General features: G+C 70.3%; 25 protein-coding genes. 16 read left to right on the forward strand and 9 right to left on the reverse strand.

Annotation, left to right across the window (positions count from 1 at the left end; translation table 11 throughout):
* The first annotated feature begins 61 nt into the window (after positions 1 to 61).
* From xylA to SCMU_RS02475, 3 genes are read left to right on the forward strand one after another with little or no spacing between them, the layout of a single operon-like run.
* Positions 62 to 1,261 carry a xylose isomerase gene (gene xylA / locus SCMU_RS02465; RefSeq protein WP_229231402.1) on the forward strand — a complete coding sequence of 400 codons (1,200 nt, stop codon included), beginning with the start codon at positions 62 to 64 and terminating at the stop codon, positions 1,259 to 1,261.
* Between the two features lie 4 nt (positions 1,262 to 1,265).
* Positions 1,266 to 2,714: a xylulokinase gene (locus SCMU_RS02470; RefSeq protein WP_229231403.1), complete on the forward strand. Its 1,449-nt coding sequence runs from the start codon at positions 1,266 to 1,268 to the stop codon at positions 2,712 to 2,714.
* A complete protein-coding gene (locus SCMU_RS02475) occupies positions 2,711 to 3,976 on the forward strand; it encodes a D-arabinono-1,4-lactone oxidase (RefSeq protein WP_229231404.1) in 1,266 nt (421 codons plus the stop codon). The genes SCMU_RS02470 and SCMU_RS02475 overlap by 4 nt, the downstream gene beginning before the upstream one ends.
* A gap of 41 nt (positions 3,977 to 4,017) precedes the next feature.
* Here SCMU_RS02475 and SCMU_RS20820 read toward each other — a convergent pair whose 3' ends face one another.
* Together SCMU_RS20820 and SCMU_RS02490 are read right to left on the reverse strand one after the other, a co-directional pair.
* Entirely contained in the window at positions 4,018 to 6,144 is a 2,127-nt protein-coding gene (locus tag SCMU_RS20820; protein WP_338027583.1) for an ABC transporter permease subunit, read from the reverse strand.
* Between the two features lie 9 nt (positions 6,145 to 6,153).
* On the reverse strand, positions 6,154 to 7,197 hold the full coding sequence (locus SCMU_RS02490) for a sugar ABC transporter substrate-binding protein (RefSeq protein ID WP_229231406.1): 1,044 nt from the start codon (positions 7,195 to 7,197) through the stop codon (positions 6,154 to 6,156).
* Positions 7,198 to 7,213: 16 nt separating this feature from the next.
* On the opposite strand from SCMU_RS02490, the gene SCMU_RS02495 reads away from it, so the two are divergent.
* A complete protein-coding gene (locus SCMU_RS02495) occupies positions 7,214 to 7,405 on the forward strand; it encodes a hypothetical protein (protein WP_229231407.1) in 192 nt (63 codons plus the stop codon).
* 204 nt (positions 7,406 to 7,609) lie between these two features.
* Here the strand turns inward: SCMU_RS02495 and SCMU_RS02500 are convergent, their stop codons facing one another.
* Positions 7,610 to 8,071 carry a MarR family winged helix-turn-helix transcriptional regulator gene (locus SCMU_RS02500; RefSeq protein ID WP_274602916.1) on the reverse strand — a complete coding sequence of 154 codons (462 nt, stop codon included), beginning with the start codon at positions 8,069 to 8,071 and terminating at the stop codon, positions 7,610 to 7,612.
* 135 nt (positions 8,072 to 8,206) lie between these two features.
* Here SCMU_RS02500 and SCMU_RS02510 point away from each other — a divergent pair, with 135 nt between their 5' ends.
* From SCMU_RS02510 to SCMU_RS02530, 5 genes are read left to right on the forward strand one after another with little or no spacing between them, the layout of a single operon-like run.
* On the forward strand, positions 8,207 to 9,151 hold the full coding sequence (locus tag SCMU_RS02510; protein ID WP_229231408.1) for an SDR family NAD(P)-dependent oxidoreductase: 945 nt from the start codon (positions 8,207 to 8,209) through the stop codon (positions 9,149 to 9,151).
* A 1-nt stretch (position 9,152) separates the two neighbouring features.
* A complete protein-coding gene (locus SCMU_RS02515) occupies positions 9,153 to 10,040 on the forward strand; it encodes an amidohydrolase family protein (protein ID WP_229231410.1) in 888 nt (295 codons plus the stop codon).
* Position 10,041: 1 nt separating this feature from the next.
* Positions 10,042 to 11,265, forward strand: a complete 1,224-nt coding sequence (locus SCMU_RS02520) for an acyl-CoA dehydrogenase family protein (protein ID WP_371829624.1) — start codon at positions 10,042 to 10,044, stop codon at positions 11,263 to 11,265.
* A gap of 29 nt (positions 11,266 to 11,294) precedes the next feature.
* Positions 11,295 to 11,756, forward strand: coding sequence for a MaoC family dehydratase (locus tag SCMU_RS02525; RefSeq protein ID WP_229231413.1), 462 nt, complete (start codon positions 11,295 to 11,297; stop codon positions 11,754 to 11,756).
* Between the two features lie 36 nt (positions 11,757 to 11,792).
* Entirely contained in the window at positions 11,793 to 13,355 is a 1,563-nt protein-coding gene (locus SCMU_RS02530; RefSeq protein ID WP_229231415.1) for an acyl-CoA synthetase, read from the forward strand.
* 115 nt (positions 13,356 to 13,470) lie between these two features.
* On the opposite strand, the gene SCMU_RS02535 is transcribed toward SCMU_RS02530, so the two are convergent.
* Positions 13,471 to 14,334, reverse strand: a complete 864-nt coding sequence (locus SCMU_RS02535; RefSeq protein ID WP_229231416.1) for a DUF1206 domain-containing protein — start codon at positions 14,332 to 14,334, stop codon at positions 13,471 to 13,473.
* Positions 14,335 to 14,503: 169 nt separating this feature from the next.
* On the opposite strand from SCMU_RS02535, the gene SCMU_RS02540 reads away from it, so the two are divergent.
* The 6 genes from SCMU_RS02540 (at position 14,504) to SCMU_RS02565 (ending at position 18,882) form a co-directional block, all read left to right on the forward strand.
* A complete protein-coding gene (locus SCMU_RS02540; RefSeq protein ID WP_229231418.1) occupies positions 14,504 to 15,790 on the forward strand; it encodes an adenylosuccinate synthase in 1,287 nt (428 codons plus the stop codon).
* A 200-nt stretch (positions 15,791 to 15,990) separates the two neighbouring features.
* Positions 15,991 to 16,542 (forward strand): RNA polymerase sigma factor, encoded by a 552-nt coding sequence (locus SCMU_RS02545; RefSeq protein WP_229231420.1) that lies wholly within the window; start codon positions 15,991 to 15,993, stop codon positions 16,540 to 16,542.
* Positions 16,539 to 17,306 (forward strand): hypothetical protein, encoded by a 768-nt coding sequence (locus SCMU_RS02550; protein ID WP_229231421.1) that lies wholly within the window; start codon positions 16,539 to 16,541, stop codon positions 17,304 to 17,306. The genes SCMU_RS02545 and SCMU_RS02550 overlap by 4 nt, the downstream gene beginning before the upstream one ends.
* Positions 17,307 to 17,347: 41 nt before the next feature.
* Complete coding sequence (locus SCMU_RS02555; RefSeq protein ID WP_229231422.1) at positions 17,348 to 17,782, forward strand: CoA-binding protein; 435 nt, start codon at positions 17,348 to 17,350, stop codon at positions 17,780 to 17,782.
* Between the two features lie 43 nt (positions 17,783 to 17,825).
* Positions 17,826 to 18,221, forward strand: a complete 396-nt coding sequence (locus SCMU_RS02560; RefSeq protein WP_229231423.1) for an MmcQ/YjbR family DNA-binding protein — start codon at positions 17,826 to 17,828, stop codon at positions 18,219 to 18,221.
* 19 nt (positions 18,222 to 18,240) lie between these two features.
* Positions 18,241 to 18,882 (forward strand): tetratricopeptide repeat protein, encoded by a 642-nt coding sequence (locus SCMU_RS02565; RefSeq protein ID WP_229231424.1) that lies wholly within the window; start codon positions 18,241 to 18,243, stop codon positions 18,880 to 18,882.
* 180 nt (positions 18,883 to 19,062) lie between these two features.
* Here the strand turns inward: SCMU_RS02565 and SCMU_RS02570 are convergent, their stop codons facing one another.
* The 4 genes from SCMU_RS02570 to sfnG form a co-directional block, all read right to left on the reverse strand.
* Positions 19,063 to 20,466 (reverse strand): NAD-dependent succinate-semialdehyde dehydrogenase, encoded by a 1,404-nt coding sequence (locus SCMU_RS02570; protein ID WP_229231425.1) that lies wholly within the window; start codon positions 20,464 to 20,466, stop codon positions 19,063 to 19,065.
* A 308-nt stretch (positions 20,467 to 20,774) separates the two neighbouring features.
* The gene (locus SCMU_RS02575) at positions 20,775 to 21,281 is read right to left on the reverse strand and encodes a CoA-binding protein (protein WP_371829625.1); all 507 of its coding nucleotides are present in this window, start codon (positions 21,279 to 21,281) and stop codon (positions 20,775 to 20,777) included.
* Positions 21,278 to 22,645 (reverse strand): O-acetylhomoserine aminocarboxypropyltransferase/cysteine synthase family protein, encoded by a 1,368-nt coding sequence (locus SCMU_RS02580; RefSeq protein ID WP_229231426.1) that lies wholly within the window; start codon positions 22,643 to 22,645, stop codon positions 21,278 to 21,280. Before SCMU_RS02580 ends, SCMU_RS02575 begins: the two co-directional genes overlap by 4 nt.
* Positions 22,645 to 23,823, reverse strand: a complete 1,179-nt coding sequence (sfnG, locus tag SCMU_RS02585) for a dimethylsulfone monooxygenase SfnG (RefSeq protein ID WP_229231427.1) — start codon at positions 23,821 to 23,823, stop codon at positions 22,645 to 22,647. Before sfnG ends, SCMU_RS02580 begins: the two co-directional genes overlap by 1 nt.
* 381 nt (positions 23,824 to 24,204) lie before the next feature.
* Between sfnG and SCMU_RS02590 the strand changes: the two genes are divergently transcribed.
* Positions 24,205 to 25,446, forward strand: coding sequence for an acyl-CoA dehydrogenase family protein (locus SCMU_RS02590; RefSeq protein WP_229231428.1), 1,242 nt, complete (start codon positions 24,205 to 24,207; stop codon positions 25,444 to 25,446).
* Between the two features lie 138 nt (positions 25,447 to 25,584).
* Here SCMU_RS02590 and SCMU_RS02595 read toward each other — a convergent pair whose 3' ends face one another.
* Positions 25,585 to 26,574 (reverse strand): winged helix-turn-helix domain-containing protein, encoded by a 990-nt coding sequence (locus SCMU_RS02595; RefSeq protein ID WP_229231429.1) that lies wholly within the window; start codon positions 26,572 to 26,574, stop codon positions 25,585 to 25,587.
* Positions 26,575 to 26,607: the final 33 nt, after the last annotated feature.

Consider the following 26,607-nt stretch of genomic DNA (forward strand, 5'->3'; position numbering starts at 1 on the left):
ATAGTTAATAACACATACTAATTCATGGCCGGCCTATCCGGCGGTTCAGCGAGGAGCTCCCATGGCACTGACCCCCACCCGTGTCCCCAGTCCTGCGGACAGGTTCACGTTCGGCCTCTGGACCGTCGGCTGGACGGGCAACGACCCGTTCGGCGTGCCGACGCGCGCGGCCCTCGACCCAGTCGAGGCGGTCCACCGGCTCGCCGAGCTCGGCGCCTACGGCGTCACGTTCCACGACAACGACCTCGTCCCGTTCGGCGCCCCGGCGAGCGAGCGCGAGCTCATCCTCAAGCGCTTCCAGTCCGCGCTCGAGGAGACGGGCCTCAAGGTCCCGATGGTCACCACGAACCTCTTCAGCCACCCGGTCTTCAAGGACGGCGGGTTCACGTCCAACGACCGCTCGGTGCGCCGGTTCGGCCTCGCGAAGGTCCTGCGCAACATCGACCTCGCGGCGGAGCTCGGCGCTGAGACGTTCGTGATGTGGGGCGGGCGCGAGGGCTCGGAGTATGACGGCTCGAAGGACCTCAACGCCGCCCTGAACCGGTACCGCGAGGGCGTGGACACCGCCGCGGCGTACATCAAGGAGAAGGGCTACGGCCTGCGGATCGCGCTCGAGCCCAAGCCGAACGAGCCGCGCGGGGACATCCTCCTGCCCACCGTGGGCCATGGGCTGGCGTTCATCGCCGAGCTCGAGCACGGCGACATCGTGGGCCTGAACCCCGAGACCGGGCACGAGCAGATGGCGGGCCTGAACTTCTCGCACGGGATCGCGCAGGCGCTGTGGGCCGGCAAGCTCTTCCACATCGACCTCAACGGCCAGCGCGGCATCAAGTACGACCAGGACCTCGTGTTCGGCCACGGCGACCTCACGAGCGCGTTCTTCACGGTGGACCTCCTCGAGAACGGCTTCCCGAACGGCGGCCCTCGCTACGAGGGGCCGCGGCACTTCGACTACAAGCCCTCCCGCACGGACGGGTACGACGGCGTGTGGGCGTCCGCCGCGGCGAACATGCGCATGTACCTGCTCCTCGCCGAGCGGGCCGCCGCGTTCCGCGCCGACTCCGAGGTCCAGGAGGCCCTGGCCGCCTCCGGCGTCTTCGAACTCGCGGAGCCCACCCTCGCCACGGGGGAGACGGCCGCGGACCTGCTCGCCGACGCGTCCGCGTTCGAGGAGTTCGACGCCGAAGCGGCCGCCGAGCGCTCGTTCGCGTTCATCCGTCTCAATCAGCTGGCCCTCGAGCACCTCCTCGGAGCACGCTGACGCCATGCCCATGCTCGTAGCGGGAGTCGACAGCTCCACCCAGTCCTGCAAGGTCGTGATCCGCGACGCCGCCACCGGCACCCTCGTCCGCTCCGGATCGGCGCCACACCCCGCGGGCACCGAGGTCCACCCCGACGCGTGGTGGGACGCGCTCCAGTCCGCGATCGCCGCGGCGGGCGGGCTCGACGACGTCGCGGCGGTCTCCGTGGCGGGCCAGCAGCACGGCATGGTGTGCCTCGACGCGGACGGGGCCGTGGTCCGCCCGGCACTGCTGTGGAATGACACGCGGTCCGCCGCGGCGGCCGAGGCGCTCGTCGCTGAAGCGGGTGCGGGGGCCGGCGCGGCATCGGATCCGGCCGGCGCCGGCGCCCGCTGGTGGGCCGAGGCGACCGGCACGGTCCCGGTCGCGTCGCTCACCGCGGCCAAGCTGCGCTGGCTCGCCGAGAGCGAGCCCGAGAACGCCGCGCGCACCGCCGCCGTGTGCCTCCCGCACGACTGGCTCACGTGGCGGCTCGCCGGGCACGGGCCGGGCACGTGCGGGCTCGACGCGCTCGCGACCGACCGGTCCGACGCCTCCGGCACGGGCTACTGGTCCACCGGCACAGGGGAGTACCTGCCGGGGGTGCTCGAGCAGGCCCTCGGGCGCGTGCCCCTCCTCCCGCGCGTCCTCGGCCCGCTCGAGGCGGCCGGCCGGACCGCGTCGGGGGCACTGCTCGGCCCCGGTGCCGGTGACAACGCCGGCGCGGCGCTCGGGGTCGGGGCGGGCGTGGGCGACGTCGTGATCTCGATCGGCACCTCCGGCACCGTGTTCGCGGTGGCCGGCCACCCGGCGTCGGACGCCACGGGGCTCGTCGCGGGATTCGCGGACGCGAGCGGGCACTACCTCCCCCTCGCGTGCACGCTCAACGCCTCCCGCGTGCTCGACGCGACCGCGGCCCTGCTCGGCGTCACCCTCCCCGGGCTGACGGAGCTCGCCCTCTCCGCACCCGCTGGGGCCGAGGGACTCACGCTCGTGCCGTACTTCGAGGGCGAGCGTACCCCGAACCTGCCCGACGCGACCGGCTCCCTGCACGGGATCACGCTGCGCAACTTCACCCCCGCGAACCTCGCCCGGGCCGCCGTCGAGGGCATCGCGTGCTCCCTGGCGGACGGGCTCGCGGCGCTCACGGCCCAGGGCGTCGCCGTCGGGCGCATCCTCCTCGTGGGCGGCGCCGCGCGCTCGCGCGCCGTGCAGGAGGCGGCCGCCGCGGTCTTCGGCGTCCCCGTCGCCGTCCCGGAGCCGGGGGAGTACGTCGCCGACGGCGCCGCACGCCAGGCCGCCGGCGTCCTCCTCGGCCGCCTCCCGGACTGGGAGACCGGGCGCACGACGACGGTCTCCGCGCCCCCCGCTCCCGGCCTCCTCGCGCGGTACCGCGCGGCAGCAGCCACATCTCACCCGAAGGACGACGCATGAAGAACTGGGCAGGGAACCTCGAGTACTCGGCGGCGTCCGTCGCGCGGCCCGCATCGGTGGGCGAGCTCTCGGAGCTCGTCGCCAGCGCGGCGCAGCGCGGCGAGCGGGTGAAGGCGCTGGGCTCGCGCCACTGCTTCAACGATGTCGCGGACACGCCCGGGGTCCAGGTCGTTCCGGACCGGCTGCCCGGCGGCGTCGAGGTCGACGGGGAACGGCGCGTGGCGCGGGTTCCGGGCGCGATCACGTACGGCGCGCTGGGGACCGCCCTCGAGCGCGCGGGCTGGGCCCTGCACAACATGGCCTCCCTCCCGCACATCTCGGTGGCCGGCGCGGTGCAGACCGGCACCCACGGCTCCGGGATCACGAGCCCCGCGCTGGCCTCTGCGGTCAGGGCCGTCGAGTTCGTCCGGGCGTCCGGCGAGGTGGACCGCCTCGAGGAACGCGACGGGGACGATTTCCTCGGCTCCGTCGTGGCCCTCGGGGCACTGGGGATCGTGACGGCCCTTGAGCTCGCGGTCGAGCCGAGCTACCAGATGCGGCAGCAGGTCTTCGAGGACCTGCCGTGGGAGACCGTGCTCGCGGACTACGACGCCGTGGCCGGCGACGGGTACAGCGTCTCGCTGTTCACCGACTACGCCGGGGACACGGTGCCCCAAGTGTGGCGGAAGGTGCGGGCCGGGGCCGAGGGCGGCCACGCGCCGTCGTCCGCCCGATTCCACGGCGCGGTGCCCGCCACCCGGGCGCGGCACCCGCTGCCGGGGATGTCCGCCGAGAACTGCACGCAGCAGCTGGGTGTGCCCGGGCCGTGGCTCGAGCGGCTCCCGCACTTCCGGCACGAGTTCACCCCGAGCAACGGCGACGAGCTCCAGACCGAGTACCTGCTCCCGCGCGGCCATGCCGCCGAGGCGCTGCAGGCCGTCCGGGGCCTCGCCGGCCGGCTCGCGCCGCTCCTGTACGTCTCCGAGGTCCGCACAGTCGCGGCGGACGAGTTCTGGCTCAGCCCCGCGTACCGGCAGGACAGCGTCGCGCTGCACTTCACGTGGAGGCCACTGCAGGCCCAGGTCGAGGCGCTCCTGCCGGACCTCGAGGCCGCGCTCGCGCCGTTCGCGGCGCGGCCGCACTGGGGCAAGCTGTTCGCGGTGCCGTCCCGCGAGCTCGCACGCATATACCCGCGGTTCGACGACTTCCGCGACCTCGTCGCCAAGCATGACCCTGCCGGGACGTTCCGCAACGCGTACCTCGACCGGGTGCTCGGGGCCTAGCCGCCGTGCGGGAGTATCCGCTGTGCCTGCGGGGGCGCCGGCTACGTCCTGGCGCGCCCGCGCCGGGCGACGGCGTCGATCGTCACCGCCGCGACGAGGACGAGCGCGGTGACCACGTACTTGGCCGGCGCGCTGTAGCCCTGCAGGCCCATGCCGTTGTCGATCGCCGCGATGACCAGCCCGCCGAGGACGCCGTGCAGGACCTTGCCGCGGCCACCGAACAGGCTCGTGCCGCCGATGACCGCCGCGGCCACGGCGTAGAGGACGAGCGTGCCGCCGTCGTACGAGGTCGAGACCGAGCGGAGCCGGGACGCGTAGACGATTCCGCCGATGCCGGCGGTGAACGAGGCGAGGATGAACGCCAGGGTGCGGATGCGCGCGAGGTTCACGCCGCCGCGTCGGGCCGCCTCGGCGTTGCCGCCGATCGCGTAGACGTACCGGCCGAACCGGGTGCGTCCGAGCAGGAACGTCCAGGCGGCGAGGACCCCGAGCACCACGAGCAGCACCCACGGAACGCCCGTGATCGGGATCAGGACACCACGGTCGGTGTTGCAGAGCAGGACGATCGCGACCCCCGCGGCAAGCACCCCTCCGATCTTCAGCGCGCTCACGCTGGCCGGCGGCGCCACGAGCCCGCTCTTCCGCCGGCGGCCGTCGCGCAGCCACGTCCACGCGCTGAACACCCCGGCGATCACGAGCATGACGACCCAGCTCACAATCGGACTGAGGTTCCCGCTCGCGACGTTGTTGATGACGGTGTCGTTGATGGGCACCACTCCGCCGCTGCCGAGGATGATGAGCATCACGCCGAGCCAGCCGAGCTGCCCGCCGAGTGTCACGACGAAGGAGGGCAGCTTGAGGCGCGTGATGATCGTCCCGTGCAGCAGGCCGATCCCCGCACAGGCGGCCAGTCCCACCGGGATGGCCGCCCACCAGGGCCAGCCGGCCGACTCCTGGACGAGTTCGGCCATGATGACGCCGCCCACGCCGCCGACGTACCCGATGGACAGGTCGATCTCGCCGAGCAGCAGCACGAACACCTGCCCCATGGCCAGAAGCATGAACACCGACCCCTGGATCAGCAGGTTCACCATGTTGCCGGGGGTCAGGAAGTTCTTGTTCAGCGACTGGAACAGGATCGAGATCACGAGCAGGCCCGCGAGCACCGGGAGCACTCCGCTCTCGCCGCCCCTGATCCGCGCGAACGCTGCACGGAAGTACTCGGGCAGCGATGAGGCGGTGATGGCGGGGTTGACGGCGAGGGCGGCCTTCCGCTTGGCGACCGCGGTCGTCGGCTCGTCCTTGAGGGCGGCCGCCGGGTGGATCCCTCCGGCGGGAAGACCAGAGTGCTGCGCCTCGGCTGACCTCGCGCGTGCCGGGCTCGGCCGTTCGGAGACGCCGGCCGTCATCAGGTCGACGACGATCTGCCGGTCCAGCTCCCCGACGGGCCGGACGTCCACGAGCCGGCCGAGCCGGAGCACGGCGATGCGGTCCGCGACGTAGAAGACATCGTTCATGTTGTGGGAGATGACGATGACGGCCACGCCGCGGTCCGCGAGCTCGCGGATCAGGTTGAGGACCACCTCGGTCTGGGCGACGCCCAGGGCCGCGGTCGGCTCGTCCATGATGACGAGTTTCGAGTTCCACAGCACCGACTTCGCGATCGACACCGACTGGCGCTGCCCGCCCGAGAGGGAGGCGACCGGCTGGCGGATCGAGCGCACCGTGGTCACGGCGAGCCCCGTGAGCGTCTCCCGGGCGGTGATCTCCATGCTCTCCTCATCGAGGATGAGGTGGCGCCGGCGCTCGCGCCCGAGGAACATGTTCTGCACGATGTCGAGGTTGTCGCACAGGGCCAGGTCCTGGTAGACCGTCTCGATGCCGAGCGCGGCGGCCTCGTGCGGCGAGTTCAGCCGCACGGGCCTGCCCTCCCAGAACAGTTGGCCGTCGTCAGGAGTGTGGATCCCGGCGATGCACTTGATCAGGACCGACTTGCCCGCGCCGTTGTCGCCGGCCAGCGCGGTCACCTTTCCGGCGGGAACATCGAGCGTGACGTCAACCAGGGCCTGCACCGGGCCGAAGTTCTTGTCGATGCCCACGAGGCGGAGCAGCGGCTCGCCGTCGAGCCGGGCCGGGGCTTCCGGCTGCGACGGCGAATCAAGTGCCACTGGCGTTCCCTACTTGATGCCAGCGGCGCTGCAGGCGTCCTTGAGCTGCGAGATGCACAGCGCGGACGTCTGCACGGCGCCGTCCTTGACGACCGTGTCGGCCATGTTCTTCGTCGTCACCCACAGCGGGGTCAGCAGCACTGAGGCGACATCGGCCTTCGCCGTGTCATCCGTCGTCTTGCCGTTCACGAGCGAGGAAGGAACGGCCGTGCCCGCCCGGAGGTAGAGCGCGGCCGCTGCGGCTGCCTGGGCTTCAAAGTAGATCGGCTTGTACACCGTTCCGCACTGGTAGCCCTTCAGGATGTTCTGCAGGCCGGACAGGGACGCATCCTGCCCCGTGGTGGGGAAGGTCTGGGCGGGGATGTTCTTGCTCTGCAGGTAGGCGATCACCGCGTTCGCGTTGTCGTCGTTGGGCGTGACCACCGCGTTGATGTTCGGGTGCGCCGTGTACTGCTGGGCGAAGGTCGTCTGCGCCACAGACGGCGTCCACGTGCCGGCGGGCTCGCCGACGTTGACGTACTCGCCGCTGTCGAAGTGCGGCTTGAGCACCCCGTTGTAGCCCTCCGCGAACAGCTTCGCGTTGTTGTCGGTCGGGTCGCCGTCCATGATCAGGATGTTGGGCTTGGCGACCTTCCAATCGGCGATGCAGCTGACCTCGCCCTGGCCGATGAGCTGTCCGACCTTGACGTTGTCGAAGCTCACGTAGATGCGGTCCTTCGACCCGCCCTTGACGAGCCGGTCATAGTCGATCACCTTGACGCCGCGTGCCGCGGCGGCGGCCTCGATCGCCGCGCCCGAGCCGGAGTCGAGCGCATCGACCAGCAGCACCGACGCGCCTGCAGTGATGTCGGCTTCCGCCTGCGTCTGCATCGTGCTGGCGCTGCCCTGCGCGTTGTCGATCTTGAACTGCGTGGAGTCAAGCCCGGCCGCCTGGAACGCCTTGGTCAGGTAGGGGGCGTCGAACGTCACGTACCGAGCGGAGGTCGTCGTGTCGGGAAGCAGGACGCCGACCATGCCCTTGCCCTGCGAGGCGAGCGAGGTCAGCTGTTTCATCGCCGAGAAGTCGGCCGTGAACGATGTCGCCGAGATCTGTGGAACGGTTCCGCCGGATCCCGTGGAGGTCGAGGTGGACGACGGGCTGGAAGTGCTGCAACCGGCGAGTGCCGCGACGGTGAGGGTGGCAACGACGGCCGCCTCGACGCTTCGTGCTGAAACCTTCATGTGTTTCAACATCTTCTTTCATATTGTTGGTCGCTGTTGAGGCGACCTGGCACGGTCGAGCCGAAGCGGTTGCAACCAAGCTCAGGTCGATGCCGGAGACCACGGCATGTCACCGGCGATCGTCAGATCCGCCCCATCAGAGATCGCCGGATCGTTTCTGGTGTACTACTTTGTAGACTCCGCGTCGAGCATCCGCTAGGGACTTCTGTCCCCGCTTCTCGCAGACTTGGAGGGTCTGTGCGGCTCAGCCCCAGAGCGCCTTGCGCAGGAGCGTGCGGAGGGCCGTGGCCTCGCCCGGGGTGAGCGCGTCCAGCAGGCGCGCCTCGCACGCCTTGACCGCGGCCTCGGCCTCGGCGTGCATGCGCTCGCCGGCGGGCGTCGCGAGGACGATCTTCTGCCGCCGGTCCGTGCGCCCCTGTTCGCGGACCACGAGCCCGCGCCCCTCGAGCTCGTCCACGAGGGCCACGATCTGGCTCGGGTCGAGGCTGAGGAAGTCGGCGAGTTCGCGCTGGGTGGGCTCGAGTCCGCTGCAGGCGAGCCGCAGCACGGAGTAGGAGCGTTCGCGGAGGTCGAATGCCGCGAGCGAGCGGTTGTTGAGCGATGCCCCGGCCGCGTGCACCTTCGCGAGGAGGAGCCCGACGTCGTCCGCGATCGCAGCGGCCGCCAGCCGTGGCGCCCCCGTCTCCACGTCGTTCTGCACGCTCACGTGCCCCGCCTCCAACCATGCTCAGAATCAATCGTTGACATTTTCAACTATCCACGATTTCATGGACTGTGACAAGGGTCTCACGGACGAGGCCGAAGGACATTGTCCACAGTGACACAGTCAGAGGAGGCAGGCATGAGCCTGGCAGGCAAGGTAGCGATCGTCACCGGCAGCGGGCAGGGCCTCGGCCTTGCCTACGCACGCGAGCTCGCCCGACAGGGTGCCGCCGTCGTGGTCAACGATGTGAACGAGGAGACCGCGGCGGCCGCCGTGGCACAGATCGAGGCCGACGGCGGGAAGGCGACGGCCGTCGTCGTGCCTGTGGGCACCACCGAGGCCGCGAAGGCCCTCGTGGACGGCGCCGTGCAGGCGTTCGGCAGGCTCGACATCCTGGTGACCAACGCCGGGATCCTGCGGGACAAGAGCCTCCTGAAGATGACCGACGAGGACTTCGACCTCGTCATCAACGTCCACCTCAAGGGCACGTTCACGTGCGTCCGCGAGGCGTTCGCCTACTTCAAGGCCAACAACGTCCAGGGCCGCATCGTCACGATCGGCTCCCCGACGGGCCAGCGCGGCAACTTCGGCCAGACCAACTACGCCGCCGCCAAGGCCGGGATCGTGGGCATGGTGCGCACGTGGGCCCTGGAGATGAAGAAGGCCGGCGTGACCGTCAACGCCGTCATCCCGGTCGCTGCGACCGCCATGACCAAGACCGTGCCGTACTTCGCCAAGGCCGTCGAGGCGGACGAGAACGGCGAGGCGATGCCGGCGTTCTTCCGCCACGACCTCGGCTTCGGGACGGCCGACGACGTCGCGGGACTGGTCGCGTACCTCGCCTCGGACGAGGCGGCGGGCATCACCGGCCAGGCGATCGGCGCCGGCGGCGACCGCCTCCAGGTCTGGACCCACCCGGAAGCCGCGACGACGGACTACCGCGAGGGCGGCTGGACGTACGAGGCCCTCCAGGCCCAGGGCGGCGAGCTCATCGGCGGCCACCTGCAGAGCGTCGGCGAGGAGTTCCTCCCGCTGCCCGCCGATCTTCAGCCGCAGGCGGCGGGCGCGAAGGCCGGTGCCTGACATGGCCCGCTACGAACTCGGCATCGACGTCGGCAAGGTCGACGCGATCGACATGCACGTGCACATTGAGATCGACGGACACGGGCACTGCTCCCTTCCCGACGACCTCAACGAGGCCTCCTCGAAGTACTTCAAGGCCGAGGACCGGCACCCGACGCTCGAGAAGATCGCGGACACCTACCGCGGGCTGAACATGGCGGCCGTCGTCTTCACCGTCGATGCCCGCACGGCCCTCAAGCACGAGCCAAACTCGATCGAGGACCTCATCGCAGGCGCGGCCGAGCACAACGACGTGCTCATTCCGTTCGGCTCCGTGGACCCGCGCACCGGCGAGGACGCGATCGCCCGCGCGAAGCACCAGGCCCTCGAGCTCGGCGCGCGCGGCTTCAAGTTCCACCCGTCCCTGCAGGGCTTCGACCCCTCGAGCGAGGAGTTCTACCCCCTGTGGGAGGCCCTTCAGGAGCTCGGCCTCCCGGCGATCTTCCACACCGGCCAGAACGGCATGGGCGCGGGGCTGCCCGGAGGGCACGGCATCAAGCTGCGCTACTCCAACCCGCTCCTGCTCGACGACGTCGCCGCGGACTTCCCGGGCCTGACCGTCATCATGGCCCACCCGTCCGTGCCGTGGCAGGACGAGGCGAACTCGATCGCGACGCACAAGTCGAACGTGTTCATCGACCTCTCGGGCTGGTCGCCGAAGTACTTCCCGGAGTCCCTCGTGAAGGCCTCGAACTCTGTCCTGCAGGACAAGGTCCTGTTCGGCACCGACTTCCCGCTCATCACCCCGGCCAAGTGGCTCGGCGCATTCGCGGACCTGCCGCTCAAGGACGAGGTGCGTCCCAAGATCCTCAAGGACAACGCGGTCAAGCTCCTCGGACTGGGGGATTGAGATGGGTGTGGATACTGTGACCGAGCCGCGCCTCTACGACGTTGCCGACTGGTACGACGCCGAGTCCCTCCTCACGCCGGACGAGCGCCGGGTCCTCGGACGGCTCCGCGACTTCCTCGAGACGGCCGTGAAGCCGCTCGTGGGCGACTACTGGGAGCGGGGCGAGTTCCCGTACGAGATCGCCCAGCCGCTCATCGACCTGGACATCATGGAACCGGCCGAGCTCACCGGCGCGGCCGGAGGGAGAGGCACGCGCCCGGCGCGCGGCATCTACCAGGGCTTCCGGATCTTCGAGCTCGCCCGGACCGACGCCTCGATCGCCACGTTCTATACGGCCCAGGCCGGCCTGTTCCGCACGGCGATCCGCGTCGGGGCGTCCGAGGAGCAGAAGCGCGAGTGGATGCCCAAGGTCATCGACTTCACGCTCAAGGGCGTCTTCTCCCTCACGGAGCCCGAGCACGGCTCGGACATCGCGGGCGGCCTCGCGGCGACCGCCCGGCGCGAGCCGGGCACCGACACCTGGATCCTCGACGGCGAGAAGCGATGGATCGGCGGCGCGTTCACCGCGGACGTCCTGGCCGTGTTCGCCCGCGATGTCGCGGACGGCCAGGTCAAGGCGTTCCTCGTCCCGCGCGAGGCCCCCGGCGTCACGCTGGAGAAGATCCACCGCAAGACGGCCCTGCGCATGATGCAGAACGCGCACATCACGCTCGACGGCGTGCGGGTCACCGAGGCCGACAGGCTCCACAACGTCAACTCGTTCAAGGACGTCGCCGCGATGCTGCGGGCCATGCGCTCGGACGTCGCCTGGATCGCCACCGGCATCCAGGCCGGCGCCTTCGAGGCCGCCCTGCGCTACGTCAGGGAGCGCGAACAGTTCGGACGGCAGCTCGGCTCGTTCCAGCTCGTCCAGGAGAAGCTCGCCCGGATGCTCGGCAACCTCACCTCGAGCCTCTCGCTCGTCGTGCGCCTCACCGAGCAGCAGGAGGCGGGCGTCTACCGGGACCAGGACTCGGCGCTGGCGAAGATGCAGACCTCCCTGCTCATGCGCGAGACCGTGGCCCTCGCCCGCGAGGTGGTCGGCGGCAACGGCATCACCTTGGACACGGACGTGGCCCGCTTCCACGCCGACGCCGAGGCCGTCTACTCCTACGAGGGCACCCACGAGATCAACGCCCTCATCATCGGCCGCGCCCTCACCGGCCACAGCGCCTTCACCAAGTAGAGACACCGCAGAGACCATAGGGAGAAACCATGACCACCCCGCGAATGATCGTCGACTTCGACAAGCTCCTCACCATGGCCGGCGCCGACCTCGGCACCACGGACTGGATGGAGATCACCCAGGACCGCGTCAACCTGTTCGCCGACGCCACCGACGACCACCAGTGGATCCACACCGACCCCGAGCGCGCCAAGGACGGCCCGTTCGGCGCCCCGATCGCCCACGGCTTCCTCACGCTCTCCCTCGTCATCCCGTTCTGGGGCGAGCTGTTCGACGTCGAGGGCGTCACTGCCAAGGTCAACTACGGCCTCGACAAGGTCCGCTTCACCTCGCCGGTCAAGGTCGGCTCCAAGGTGCGGATGGCGGCCCAGATCGCCGAGGTGTCCGAGGTCAAGGGCGGCGCCCAGATCAAGGTCAGCGCGACCATCGAGATCGAGGGGCAGGAGCGCCCGGCGGTCGTCGCCGAGTTCCTCGCGCGCTTCTACAAGTAAGCCGAGCCGAGTACCCAGCCGAGTAGGGAGGAACCCATGTACAACAACGGTGTCGGCTCGTGGCTCCACCGCCGCCGCCCCAAGTCGGGGCCCAAGGCGGCACTGATCGCGGGGGACCGCACGTACAGCTATGACGAGCTCTCCGAGCGCGCCGACCGGCTCGCGAACGCGCTGCGCCGGCGCGGCGTGGCCCGCGGCGACCGCGTCGCGTACCTGGGCGAGAACGATCCGGCGTTCGTCGAGACGTTCTTCGCCGCGGGGCTCCTCGGGGCGATCTTCATCCCGCTCAACACGCGGTTGGCCCCGCCGGAGCTGCAGTTCCAGCTCCAGGACGCGGGCGCGCGGCTCCTGATCAACGGCGGCGCCCTCGAGCCGCTCGCAGCGGCCGCAGTCGTCGGGACCGGCGTGCGGCAGCGGCTCGTCGTGGGCTCTGGTCTGCAGTACGGGGCGCGCGACGGCGCGGTGCCCGCCCAGGCGGGGCCCGTCGTCGAACGCTACGACGATGCCGTGGCGAGCGCGCCCGCCGACGTGATCGACGAGACCGTGACCCACGACGACGGCGCCATGATCCTCTACACCTCCGGCACCACCGGGCGGCCCAAGGGCGCGCTGCTGACCCACGGGAACATCACGTGGAACTGCATCAACGTCATCACGGACATGGACGTGAACCGGCACGACGTCGCGCTCATGATCTCCCCGCTGTTCCACGTCGCCTCGCTCGACATGGGTCTGCTGCCCATGCTGCTCAAGGGCGCCACCGTGGTGCTCGAGCAGAAATTCGATCCCGGCCAGGTGCTGGCGGCCATCGAGAGGCACAGGGTCACCTCCCTCAACGGGGTGCCCACCACGTTCCAGATGCTGTGCGAGCACCCCGCATGGGACTCGACCGACCTCAGCTCCCTGGACAAGCTCACGTGCGGCGGCTCCGCCGTGCCCCTGCGCGTCCTCGAGGCGTACGAGGCGCGCGGCCTGGGCTTCTCCAACGGGTACGGGATGACCGAGACCGCACCCGGGGCGACGACCCTGCCGGTGTGGCGGTCGGTCGAGAAGGCCGGCTCGTCCGGGCTGCCGCAGTTCTTCACCGACATCCGCATCGCGGACCCGATCGGCGAGGTCCTCGCGCCCGGTGAGGTGGGGGAGATCCAGATCTCCGGGCCCAACGTGATCAAGGAGTACTGGAACCGCTCGGATGCCACGCGGGAGTCGTACGCGGACGGGATCTGGTTCAAGTCAGGGGACATGGGCTACCGGGACGAGGAGGGGTTCCTGTTCGTCTCGGACCGGCTCAAGGACATGATCATCTCCGGCGGGGAGAACATCTACCCCGCCGAGGTCGAGGCGATCATCGTCGAGCTCGAGCCCGTCGCGTCCGTGGCGGTCATCGGGGTCCCCGACGACAAGTGGGGCGAGGTGCCGCGCGCGATCGTCACGCTGCGCGAGGGGACGACCCTGACCGAGGAGCAGGTCCGGGCACACCTTGACGGGCGGCTGGCGAGGTACAAGATCCCCAAGTCCGTGGTGTTCGTGACCGAGATGCCCCGCACCGCGAGCGGCAAGATCCGCAAGGCCGAGCTGCGGAAGCAGTACGCGGGGTAGGCGTGCCCGGCCGCCCCGTGCGTTTCAGGTACGCACGACGCCGGGTGCCCGGCCCGCGCGGGTCTGGCACCCGACGTCGTGCGCGCCACAACGCGCGGATCCGAGACGCTTGGGGTCAGAACCGGCCGTAGCGGGCCCGAGCCGCGTTGTAGACGCCGTAGCACGCGAGGCCGAGGGCCACGATGGCCAGGATCCATGTGCCGAACGGCTGGCCGGCCAGGCTCTTGAGAGCGCCGTCGAGCCCGGACTGCTGGCTGGGATCATGGCGCACTGCCGCGACCAGCACGAGGACCCCCACCACGGCCACGGCGATGCCCTTGGCTGTGTAGCCCACGCTCCCCACGACCTTCACCCAGCCCGGAGCCGACTCGTTCGGCTGCGCGTCCTTGCCCAGGAATCCCCGCGTCACGCCGCGGAAGCCGAAGTAGACGCCCACGCCGAGGACCACGAGTCCCGCGACGAAGACGAGGACCGGCCCGCCCGGTGCCGAGAGCAGGTTCGCGGTGGTCTGCTGGGACTGCTGGCCCGAGTTCTTCTGGTTGCCCAGGGCGAAGCTGATGAACAGCCACGTCATGGCGAAGTACGCTAGAGCCGTGCCGCCGGGGCCGAGCGCCTTGGTTGCCTTTCCGGCGCGCCGCCACGCCGCCACGGCCGTCATGACCATCCAGACCGCCAGCGCTGCGCAGCAGACGGCTCCTGCCCACAGGAGCACCGGCCCGCCCGGTGCCGAGGCGATCTGCTGGACGGCGCCGGACTGGTCGGCCCGGTTGCCGGAGCCACCTGTCGCCACTCGGAGCGCCAGCCACGCGATGAGCACGTGCAGGAGCCCCACGAAGACGAACCCGGCACGGGCGGCGCCGCGGGCAGCCGGGGTGCGCATGACCCGCTCCGTCTGGTGCGCGGCGTTGTGCGCGGCAGCCTCGGCTCCGTTCCTCGCCGAGCTGCCGGCACTGCCGTCCCGGCGCGAATGATCGTCCACTGTTGACCTCCTGATACGAGTGCTACCCCTCATCTTCGGTGCCGCTTGCCCCGCTTCGGTAGACTTGGGTGGCAAGAGCCCCGGAAGTCCAGCCACAACGTGCGCGTCCGGGGTGCTTGCATGTAGGCCGACGGCCAGCCGGGTCGTGGGCGGTTTCGGGGAGGAATCCATGCCAGCAATCGTGATCGTCGGAGCCCAGTGGGGCGACGAGGGCAAAGGCAAGGCGACGGATCTGCTGGGCGGCCGGGTGGACTACGTGGTCAAGCCGAACGGCGGCAACAACGCCGGGCACACCGTGGTGGTGGGCGGCCAGAAGTACGAGCTCAAGCTCCTCCCCGCCGGCATCCTGAGCCCCAACGCGATCCCGATCATCGGCAACGGCTGCGTGGTGAACCTCGAGGCCCTCTTCGACGAGATCGACGGCCTCGAGTCCCGCGGCGGCGATGCTTCCCGTCTTCGCGTGTCCGCCAACGCCCACCTCGTGGCGCCCTACCACCAGACCCTCGACAAGGTCACCGAGCGGTTCCTCGGCAAGCGCGCCATCGGCACCACCGGGCGCGGCATCGGCCCCGCCTACATGGACAAGGTCGCCCGCCTCGGCATCCGCGTGCAGGACGTCTTCGACGAGTCGATCCTCCGCCAGAAGGTCGAGGGCTCGCTCCGGCAGAAGAACGAGCTGCTCGTCAAGGTGTACAACCGCCGCGCGGTGAGCGTGGACGAGACCGTCGACTACTTCCTGGGCTTCGCCGAGCGGCTGCGCCCCCTCGTGGTCGATTCCACCTACGAGCTCAACAAGGCGCTCGACGACGGCAAGGTGGTCCTGATGGAGGGCGGCCAGGCCACGTTCCTCGACGTGGACCATGGCACGTACCCGTTCGTGACGTCCTCGAACCCCACCGCGGGCGGCGCGTCCGTGGGCTCGGGGATCGGCCCCACGCGCATCTCCCGCGCGATCGGCATCATCAAGGCCTACACCACCCGCGTGGGCGCGGGCCCGTTCCCCACGGAGCTGTTCGACGAGATGGGGGAGTACCTCCAGAAGACCGGCGGCGAGTTCGGCGTCAACACTGGCCGCCCCCGCCGCTGCGGCTGGTACGACTCGGTCCTGGCCCGCCACGCCTCCCGCGTCAATGGCTTCACCGACTACTTCCTGACGAAGCTCGACGTGCTCACCGGCATCGAGAAGATCCCGGTATGCGTCGCGTATGACGTGGACGGCGTGCGGCACGACGAGATGCCCATGACCCAGACCGAGTTCCACCACGCCACTCCGATCTTCGAGTACTTCGACGGCTGGACCGAGGACATCACCGGCGCGACGACTCTCGACGAGCTTCCCGCGAACGCCCGCGACTACGTCCTCGCGCTCGAGAAGCTCTCCGGCACGCGGTTCTCCGCCATCGGCGTGGGCCCCGATCGGGACCAGACCATCGTGGTCCGGGACCTCATCGACTGACCAGAAAAGAAGTTCGGGGTCCGCGTAACCTTTCGCGGACCCCCGGCGATTACCAGTGTGTAAGCCGGGCTGGAATCTGTCCCCCATCATGTTCCAGCCCGGCTTCTTCTCTGTCCGGCGGTCACGCCCGGCGAGCCGTCAGCGCAGCTGGCCGACGGCTAGACTGGGCGGACTCCGACCGCACCACCCAGGGGAACCCTGTGCCCGAACAGATCACCGACGCCGACCTTGAGCCGGGCGCCCGCACGGAGCACGAGCTGTTCACGCTCGTGTACCGATCACTGGCGCCCGCCGTGGTGGGCTACGCGGCGGCGCGGGGCGTCGAGGACCCTGAGGCCCTCGCGCAGGACGTCTTCGTGGGTGTCCTGCCGCGGCTCGCTGGAATCGACGGCGGGCTGCGCGGCCTGAAGACGTTCGTCTTCTCGGTGGCCCACGCACGGGTCGTGGACTACTACAGGCGCCACGAGCGGCGCCCGGTGGTGATCGACTACGACCCCCTGCTGGATACCCGGCAGGCGAGTTCCGCCGAGCACGAGGCCCTCGAGACGACGGGGCAGACCGACGCCGAGCTGCTGATCGGCAAGCTCCAGGGGGACCAGAAAGAGGTACTCACGCTCCGCATCGTCGCGGAGCTGAGCATCGAGGAAGTCGCCTCCGCCCTCGGCAAGACGCCGGGGGCGGTCAAACAGCTCCAGCGCAGGGCCCTCCTGGCCCTGCGGGAGCACGTGTCCGAGGAAGAGTGGGTCCGATGAGCGTGAACAGGACGCAAGTGCAGGCGGTGCTCGCCGAAGAGGGCCTCGAGCACGACGCCGCACTCCTCCATACGCTCGAGCCGCTCCTCGCGCTGCGCCCGGCGGAGGCGCCGCCGCTGGCCCCTGCGCTCGCGCGCATCTTCGCCGCCGCTGAGGGGGCGCCGGCCGGCGCCGCGGCGAGTGACGTCGCGACCGCGCCGCTCGCCGTCGTGCGCGGGGTGCCGCGCAGGGAACTGCAGACCGCGCCCCTCGAGGTGGCCGCAGTTGTCCCGCTGACTCGCGTTGCGGCGCTCAAGGCGGAGGCCGCGGCACGCCCGCGGCTCGTCAAGCGGCATCGGGGTGCTGTGATCAGCGCGGTCGTGGCGGTCGGCCTGGGCCTCGGAGGAGCAAGCGTGGCCGCCGCGGTCGGCGTGCAGGGCTGGGACTGGGGAGCCGCGGGCCGTGCGGCGGTGAGCCCCGTGCAGAACCAGCCCGGACAGGCCACGGCGCCAGGGGAGTCACCCTCAGGCGCGGATCCCGCCGAAGTTCCCGCCGCCCCGGAACAGGGCCAGAACGGGAACGCCCAGGGGGCGGACACGCAGAACGGCGAGGGCCGCGCCACGGGAGACAGGACCCAGCAGGGGCAGAACCCGGGGCAGAACGCGCAGGGACAGAATCCGGGTCACGCAGACTCCGCACGATCGCGTCAGGGATCCAGCGGTCAGCGGAGCGGCGGCCAGGGCGGCAACAGCCAGGGCGAAAACGGCCAGGGCGCCAACCGGTAGCGGCTCAGCGGTTACGCAGGGAGGGGGATAGCATGGGCCCCATGCGGCATGTGAACGATCCCGCTGTCATCGACCGACTCATGGAGACCCCCGGCACGTGGGCGATCGTGGGCCTCACGCGAAACGAGTGGAGGGCCGCGTACTCCGTGGCGCTGACTGTCCGCGACGCGATGGGCAACCGCATCATCCCCGTGAACCTCCGCGCCGAGAGCGTGCACGGTGAGACCGGCTACGCGCGGCTTGCCGATATCCCGGCCGAGCTGGGGCCGATCGACGTCGTGGACTGCTTCGTCAACTCCCAGCGGGTGGGGGACATCGTAGACCAGGCGATTGCGGTTGGCGCGAAGGCCGTGTGGCTGCAGCTCGGCGTGATCGACGAGGCGGCCGCGGAGCGCGCGCTGGCCGCCGGGCTCGACGTCGTGATGGACCGGTGCCCCGAGCGGGAGCTGTGGCGGCAGAAGCGGAAGCTCGCCTGATGGGCGGCCGCCTGATGGGCGGCCGCCTGATGGGCGCTGCCTGATGGACGGGGCGGCATTGCGCGAGCTCTGCCTCGGATTCCCCGGAGCGTACGAGGACTTCCCCTTCGGGCCCGAAGCCTCCGTGTTCAAGGTGCGAGCTCCGTCCGGTGGCGAGGAGCGGACGGGGAAGATGTTCGCGTTGTCCAGCCTCGACGCCGATCCGCTGCAGGTCGCGCTCAAGTGCGACCCGGCGCTTGCCGTGCAGCTGCGAGCTGCGCACCCCGAGATCTCCGGGGCATGGCACATGAACAAGAAGCACTGGAGCGACGTCCGCCTCGACGGGGCGCTCACGGACGGCGATGTGCGGGACCTCGTGGAGGACTCGTACGATCTGGTCGTGGCCGGCCTGCCGCGGGTGCAGCGCGAGGCGCTGGGCTGGAGCCGGCTCGCCCGCTGAGGCGGGTTAGGGTGGGAGGGTGCTGGATCAGACCACGCTCGACACGCTCTGGGACTTCTCGGACCCTGCCGCCTCGGAGCAGCGCTTCCGCGCCGCGCTCCAGGACGGCACGTTCGAGGCGCGCACCTTCGACGAGGCCGAGCGCCGCGAGCTGGCCACCCAGCTGGGGCGAGCCATCGGGCTGCAGGGCCGGTTCGAGGAGGCCGACGCGCTGCTCGACGGCATCGACTCGGAACTCGACCCCACCATCGCCGTGCGCGTGCTCCTCGAGCGCGGGCGCGTGCTCAACTCCTCGGGCCACGCCGCGATGGCGGTGCCGCTGTTCGAGCAGGCCGCCGAGCTCGGCGAGCACCTCGGCGAGGAGTTCCTCACCGCGGACGCCTTCCACATGCTGGCCATCGCGGATGCCGGCCACGCCGTGTCCTGGGCGCGCGCGGGCATCGAGTACGCCCGGGACGCCCACAGCGCCCGCGCCCAGCGATGGTGCATCTCGCTGCACGGCAACCTCGGGTGGCTGTTCCTCGACGCCGGCGAGCCGGCCCAGGCCCTCGTCGAGTTCCAGCTCGCGGAGCAGTGGGCCTCCCGTGTGGGCACGCCCGCCCAGGCCGAGTGGGCCCTCGAGGGCATCGAGGCCTGCCGCGCCGCCGAGAATGGTGGTTGAACCTCGCGCTTCGGTGGGGAGGCGACCGCCGCCGTCGTCCCAGCGTCCGAGACGAAAGCTTCTGGGGGTCACCTCCTGAAGGTCACGTCCTGCGGGTGGACCGACGGGAGCTGACCCCCAGGAGCTGACCCCTAGACGGAGGGGGCGGGGGCGGGCGGGGAGGCGACCCGCCCGCCGTCGTCAGTCCGCCACGAAGTACATCCGCTTGTTGACGAACTCGTCCATGCCGAGCGGGCCGAGCTCGCGGCCGAAGCCCGAGCGCTTGACCCCGCCGAACGGGACCTCGGCGCCCTCGGCGGCGGGCGTGTTGACGTTGGCCATGCCGACCTCGAGGCGCTGTGCGACCTTCTCGGCGCGCGCGGTGTCGGTCGAGAACACGGCTCCGCCAAGCCCATACGGGGTGTTGTTGGCGAGTTCGAGGGCCTCCTCGTCGCTGGCCACCTTGTACACCACGGCGACCGGGCCGAACAGCTCCTCCTTGTACGCGCGCATCTCCGGGGTGACGCCCGTGAGGACGGCGGGGGAGTAGTACGCGGCGTCGCCTTCGGAGAGGACGCCGCCGGCGTGGAGCGTGGCACCCTTGTCGACGGCGTCCTGCACCTGCGCGGCGATGCCCTCGGCGGCTGCGCGGGAGGACAGCGGCGCGAACGTGCCCTCCGCGTCCTCAGCCGGGTTGCCGGGCGTGAGGGCCTGGGCGCGCGCGGTCAACTGGGCCACGAAGTCGTCGAAGACGTCCTCCATGACGATCATGCGCTTGTTCGAGTTGCAGGCCTGGCCCGTGTTCTCCATGCGCGTGTCCCACGCGGTGTCCGCGAGGGCGCGAGGATCCGCCGCATCGAGGACCACGAAGGGGTCGGAGCCGCCGAGCTCGAGCACGGCCTTCTTGAGGTTCTTGCCCGCGAGCTCCCCAATGATCGCGCCCGCGCGCTCCGAGCCGGTCAGGGAGACACCCTGGATGCGCGGGTCGGCGATGATGTCCGCGATCTGCGCGTGGGACGCGAACACGTTGACGTAGGCGCCCTTCGGGACGCCGGCGTCATCCATGATCTGCTGGATCGCGAGCGCCGAGCGCGGGCACGACTCAGCATGCTTGAGGATGATCGTGTTGCCGAGCATGAGGTTCGGCGCGGCGAAGCGGGCCACCTGGTAGTACGGGTAGTTCCACGGCATGATGCCCAGGAGCGGGCCGATCGGCAGCTTCTGGACCACGGCGCGGCCGCCGGAGAACGTCTTGATCTCCTGGTCCGCGGCGAGGACCGGGCCCTCGTCGGCGAAGTACTTGAAGATGTCCGTGCAGAACTCGGCCTCGCCCTTGGCCTGGGAGAGCGGTTTGCCCATCTCCTCGGTGATGATCGCGGCAAGCTCGTCGGCGCGCTCGGTGAAGAGCTCGGCAATCCGGGACACGACCTTCGCGCGGTCCTCGATCGGGGTGGCGCGCCACGATTCGAACGCGCTCTGGGCGGCCGCGAGGGCGGCCTCGACCTCGGCGTCCGTTGCGGTGGGGAACGTCTCGACGACCTCGCCCGTGGCGGGGTTCAGGACCCGGTAGCCGGGCTCGACTGGGGTGCTCGCAGTGCTAGTCATAACACCATCTTGCCCGTTTCCGTGGCGTGGATCACTGTGCTTAAGCACGACTGCGATCGGCCGCCGCTGGACGAATTATCCCGTGGGACGTCGCGCCGAGCTGTGGGTGCAGCCTTCCTGTGCCGAGGAGCCACGTACGAACGATCGAGGAGCCACATCCGCGCTGCCCCGATTCCTCGACGGTGCGGAGGTGACTCCTCGACTGGGCGGAAGTGACTCCTCGACGGTGGGCGCACGACGACGGCCGGTCACCTTCCGCGCGGAAGGTGACCGGCCGCCGTCGTGCTTTCGACGCTGCCCAGCGAGCGTCAGGCGAGGGTCTGGCGCTTGCTTGAGATGACCCCCGTGTTGAAGCCCGCGAGGTGCAGGCCGCCGTGGAAGCGGGCGTGCTCGATCTTCACGCAGCGGTCCATGACCACATTCATCCCGGCCGCCTCGGCGTCCGCCGCGACCCCCTCGTGCCACGAGCCCAGCTGCAGCCAGATGGTCTTGGCGCCCACGGCCTTGGCCTCCTCGAGTACGCCGGGGAGGTCGTCGTGCTTGCGGAACACCTCGACCAGGTCCGGCGTCTCGGGAAGGTCAGCGAGCGAGGCGTAGACCGGCTGCCCCAAGATCGTCTTCACCACCGGGTTGACGAAGTACACCTTGTACCGCGTCGAGGACAGCAGGTACGTCGCGACGAAGTAGCTCGCGCGGCTCGGCTTGTCCGACGCGCCGACGATCGCGATGACCTTCGTGTCGTGCAGGATCGCCAGACGCTCGGGCGCTGTGGGGCCCACCCAGGCGCGCTCGGTGCTCTCGACGGCGGCGCTCACTTGTTCGCTCCCTTCACCGGCAGGGCGCACGCCTCGCCGTCGTACGTCGGAGCCGCGAATTCCTGCTCCAAGTCCTGGATCTCCTGCGAGGCGGCCAATGCCTGGTCCAGGTCCCAGATGATGTCCTCGACGTCCTCGAGCCCCACGGAGAGGCGGATGAGGTCCTCCGGGACGCCGGCCGCGACGAGCTGCTCCGCGGAGAGCTGCTGGTGCGTGGTCGAGCCCGGGTGCAGGACGAGGGTGCGCGCGTCGCCGATGTTGGCCAGGTGCGAGGCGAGCTGGAGTGCCTCGATGAACCGGGCCCCGGCCTCACGGCCGCCCTTCACTCCGAAGCTGAACACCGACCCCACGCCGAGCGGCAGGAGCTGCTTGGCGAACTCGTGCTGCGGGTGCGAGGGCAGGCCCGCGTAGTTCACGTACGTGACCCGCGGGTCGGCCTCGAGCCACTCGGCCACGCGCTTCGCGTTCGCCAGATGCGCGTCCATGCGCTGCGGGAGCGTCTCGACGCCCTGCAGGAGCTGGAACGCGGACTGCGCCGGGAGCGACGGCCCGATGTCGCGCAGCTGCTCGGAGCGCAGCTTCGTGAGGAACCCGTACTCACCGAAGTTCCCCCACCACGAGACGTTGCCATAGCTGGGCACCGGCTCGGTCATGGTCGGGAAGTTCCCGTTGCCCCAGTTGAACGTGCCGGATTCGACGACGACGCCGCCGAGCGTAGTCCCATGCCCGCCGAGGAACTTCGTGGCCGAGTGGATCACGATGTCCGCGCCGTGTTCGATCGGCCGCAGGATGTACGGCGGGGTGAGCGTCGAGTCGACCACGAGCGGAATGCCGTGCTCATGGGCGACGGCGGCGAGGCCGGCCAGGTCGGCGATGTCACCGGAAGGGTTGGCCACCACTTCGGTGTACAGGGCCTTGGTGTTCCCGCGCAGGGCTGCCTTGAAGTGCTCGGGGTCGGTCGAGTCGATGAACGTGGTCTCAACGCCGAAGCGGCGCAGGGTCACGTCGAGCTGGGTGATCGTCCCGCCGTACAGCTTCGAGGACGCGACGATGTGGTCCCCGGCCTGGGTGAGCGCGGCGAACGTGATGAACTCCGCGGCCATGCCCGACGCCGTCGCGACCGCGCCGATGCCGCCCTCGAGCGAGGCGATGCGCTCCTCAAACGCCGCGACCGTCGGGTTGCCGATGCGGGAGTAGATGTTGCCGTACTTCTGCAGCGCGAAGAGGTTCGCGGCGTCGTCCGAGTCCTTGAACACGAACGAGGTGGACTGGTAGATCGGGACCGCGCGGGCGCCGTGCTCAGCGTCCGGCGTGCCGCCGGCGTGCAGGGCGCGGGTGCGGAACCCGAACTGGCGTTCGGCCATCAGGCGTTCGCCCCGGCGAAGGTGGTCACCGGGAGCAGGTCGGTGCGCAGCTCGGTGCCGTTCTTGCGGGCAAGGTCCGCCTCGAGCTCGCGCACGATCGGAAGCACGTCGCGGCCGAACGCCTCGACCTCCTCCTGGAAGTGCAGATAGCCGGTGAGGAAGAGGTTCACACCGATCTTCTTGTACTCGACGACCCGCTCGGCGATCTGCTCCGGGGTACCGATGAGCTTGGTACGGAAGCCGTCGTTGTACTGGACGAGGTCCTCGAACGTGGAGTCCTCCCACATGCCCTTGCCGTCCTTCGTGGACTGGCCGGCCTCCTTGACGGCGGCGGCGAAGCCCTCGACGGCCGGCTTGTGCGCCTTGGCGATGATCTCGCGCAGGGTGTCCTGCGCCTCCTTCTCCGTGTCGCGGGCGATCACGAAGCCGTTGAGCCCGAACTTCGGCTGGTGGGGCGCCGTGCGGCCGGACTCGGCGGCGGCCAGGACGCCGCGGATGTTGTCCTTGAACGGCTCGAGGTCGCGGCCGTTGGAGAAGTACCAGTCCGCGGTGCGGCCCGCGGCGGCCTGCGCGGCCGTGGAGTTGCCGCCGAAGAAGATCTCCGGGTGCGCGCGGCCCGGCACATCGAGCGGGGCCGGGCTGAGCGTGAAGTCCTTGATGTTGTAGTACTTGCCCGACTGCGAGAAGTCCTTCTGCGTCCACAGGCCGCGGAGCACGTTGATGAACTCCTCGGTTCGCACGTAGCGCTCGTCGTGCTCGAGCCACTCGAGGCCGAAGTTCACGAACTCGTCCTTGAGCCAGCCGGAGACGATGTTCACGGCCGCGCGGCCGCCGGAGAGGTGGTCCGCGGTGATGATGAACTTGGCGAGGACGCCGGGGTGCCACATGCCCGGGTGCACGGCGGAGATGACCTTGAGCCGCTCGGTCGCCATGAGCAGGGCGAGGCTGAAGGACGTGGCCTCATGCTGCTTGTCCGCGCCGTAGCTGGCGGCGTAGCGGGTCTGGGTGAGGGCGTACTCGAAGCCGGAGTCCTCCGCGATGCGGGCGAGCTTCTTGTTGTACTCGAACTCCCAATTGGTGCGCTGCTCGATCGTCGAGACGACGAGCCCGCCCGAGACGTTGGGCACCCAGTAGGCGAACTTGAGGGGTGTTTCCAGGTCGATCACGTGACCGGTCATGGTGCGCTCCTTACATGCGGGCGCGACGTGGGGCCCGCGCCGCGGCATCGGAGCACTCACCATCGCTTCTGGCAGTAGCACCTGTGGCATCCCGCCGGGGATTCCGGCGGGGCCGTGGTTGCTGCGGCGTCACAGATCCAGATCTCTCGGCCGCTCGGGATGGTCGTTTCGATTGTCGCGAAACAGGGCGTAACGATGCAAATTATTCCGTCACACTCCGACATTCACCCTAAGCGCCGAATATGGTTCGACGTCGCGCGCCGGCGACCGATCGCCGTCGTGCTTCGTAACCGGAAGCAACGCAACCACCGTGAGCCCGCGGGGAGGGGTCTAGGTTCGAGGCGTGCGCCCCCGCCGCGGCGCACGTGAAGGAGGGGAACCATGGGAAGCACGACGCCGCCCGGCGCCTCGTACGCGGAGCTCACCGAACGTTTCGCGCCGGTCTTCGCCCGGATCGCCGAGGGCGCGCTCGAGCGCGAGCTGGGCCGGACGCTGCCGTTCGAGCACGTGGGCTGGCTCAAGGAGGCCGGATTCGGGCGGATCCGCGTGCCGGCTGAGTACGGCGGGTTCGGCGCCTCCATCGAGACGCTGGTGCGCTTGCTCATCGACCTCTCCGCCGCGGACTCGTCCGTGGGGCACCTCCTGCGTTCGCACTTCGCGTTCGTCGAGACCATCGCGCTGCAGGGCGACGCGTTCAGGGCGCGGTGGTTCGGCCGTGTCGTGGACGGCGTGATCTTCGGCAACGCCGCGACCGAGCGCTCCGGCAACGCGCTCGGGACGGTCGCGACCCGGCTCGTGCCCGCCGCTGACGGCGGGTGGCTGCTGACGGGCGAGAAGTACTACACGACCGGGACGATCTTCGCCGACTACGTGGCCGTCATGGCGTCGCCCGAGCCGGGGCCCGACGGGGTGGCCAGGCGGCTCTACGCGCTCGCGCCGACCCGGCACGCCGGCGTCGAGATCCGCGACGACTGGGACGGGTTCGGGCAGCAGATGACCGGCACCGGGACCGCCGTGTTCCGCGACGTCCCGATTCCGGCCGAGGACGCCGTGCCGCGCACCGAGTCGACCACGCACGAGCCCGCGTTCCTCCAGCTCATGCTCCTGTCCGTGCTCGCGGGTATCGGCAAGGCGGTGGTGCGCGACGCGTCGTCGCTCGTGGCGCAGCGGACGCGCACGTTCTCCACCGGGTCCGGGCAGCTGTTCCGCGAGGACCCGCTCATCCTTGCGTTGGTCGGGCAGCTCGCCGCAAAGTCGTTCGCGGCGGAGTCCTCGGTGCTGGCGGCGGCCCGCGAGCTCGACGCGGCTCTGGCGCTCGGGCCCGAAGCCTCCGCCGAGGACCGGTACGCGAAGGGAGCGGTCGCCGTCGACCTCGCCCAGGTGGCGGTGCCGCCGCTCGTAGTCGACGCCGCGCAGCAGCTCTTCGACACTGCCGGCGCCTCCGCGGTGTCGCGCGGGAAGGCCCTTGACCGGCACTGGCGCAACGCCCGCACCGTTGCGACGCACAACCCCGTCGCGTTCAAGGCGCGCGGGCTCGGCGACTGGTTCGTCAACGGGGTCTCGCCGGTCGCGCTGCACAGCATCGGGGAGGCGACGGCAGCGGCGGCAGCGGCGGAACCCTAGCGGGTTCTCGTTGTGGGGTCTCTGGCGAGCGCTTGTGGGGTCCTTGGTCGTGCCAGGGACCCCGCAACGGGGTGCCGGGGACCCCGCAACGGGGTGCCGGGGACCCCGCAACGGGGTGCCAGGGACCCCGCAACGGGGCTAGGCCCGCGCGAGGAGCTCCTCGCCCACCCGGCCGCGCTGGTAGAACACCTCGCGGCCGGCCCGCAGCGCCTCCGCGAGGCCCGAATCGGCCAGCACCTTCAGGTGCGAGTTGACCGTCCCGGCGGCGAGGTCTAGCGCGCAGGCGAGCTGCGTCGTCGTCATCGGCACGTCGAGCTGCGCGAGGATCTGCGCGCGCGTGCGCCCGAGCAGCCGTGAGACCGGCGACTCGCGCGTCTCCCGCGTCGTCTCCCACAGGCGCCCGACACCGCGCGGTGCGTACGTGATCGTCGGGACGAACGGCGCAATGTTCAGCACGAGCGTGGACGGCCACACGAACGCGTTCGGCACGAGGATCAGCCCGCTGCCGGGCGTGGGCAGGTCCGTGGCCTCGCAGCCGCGCGTGATCTCCAGGCCGGTGGGGGTGGGGCGCACGCTCGGGTGCAGGGTCTTGAAAACCTCCTGGATGCCGTACCGCGAGAGTTCCTCGAGGCGCGAGTCGATGTCCGCGAGCAGCACCGAGCGCAGCTTGGGCCAGTAGGGCTCGACGGCGGTCGCCCAGTACCAGCGCAGCGCGGCGACGATGCGGGGCACCGCCGCGTCGATGTCGGCGCGCAGTTCGTCGAGGGTTGCGCGCATGTACCCGGTGGGCTTGCGGTCCTCGAGGCAGTCCAGATCGCGCAGCCAGAGCTCGGCAGGGACCTCGCCCACCGCGGCGAGGGCCTCGGCGAACGTGTCCGCCCGGGTCGGGGTAGGCGTGAGCGAGTCGGCAATGTACCCCTTGGGCTGCACGAGCGTGGTCAGGATCCGCAGGTGCTCCCGCCCGAGCGGGTCCTCGCTCGCGGTGATGCGCTGCCGCGCCTCCGCGATCCACGGCCGGTGCAGCGGCGTTCCCGCCTGCAGCGCCCTCAGGCTCGTGACCGTCTCCCACAGCGGAGACGCCTCGAAATGGACCTTGGTGAGGTCCTCGCTCGTGAGCGTGATGAACATGGATCCAGCGTAGGTTTCGCCCCGCGCGAGGGC

The organism is Sinomonas cyclohexanicum (genome assembly GCF_020886775.1).
Taxonomy (GTDB): Bacteria; Actinomycetota; Actinomycetes; order Actinomycetales; family Micrococcaceae; genus Sinomonas; species Sinomonas cyclohexanicum.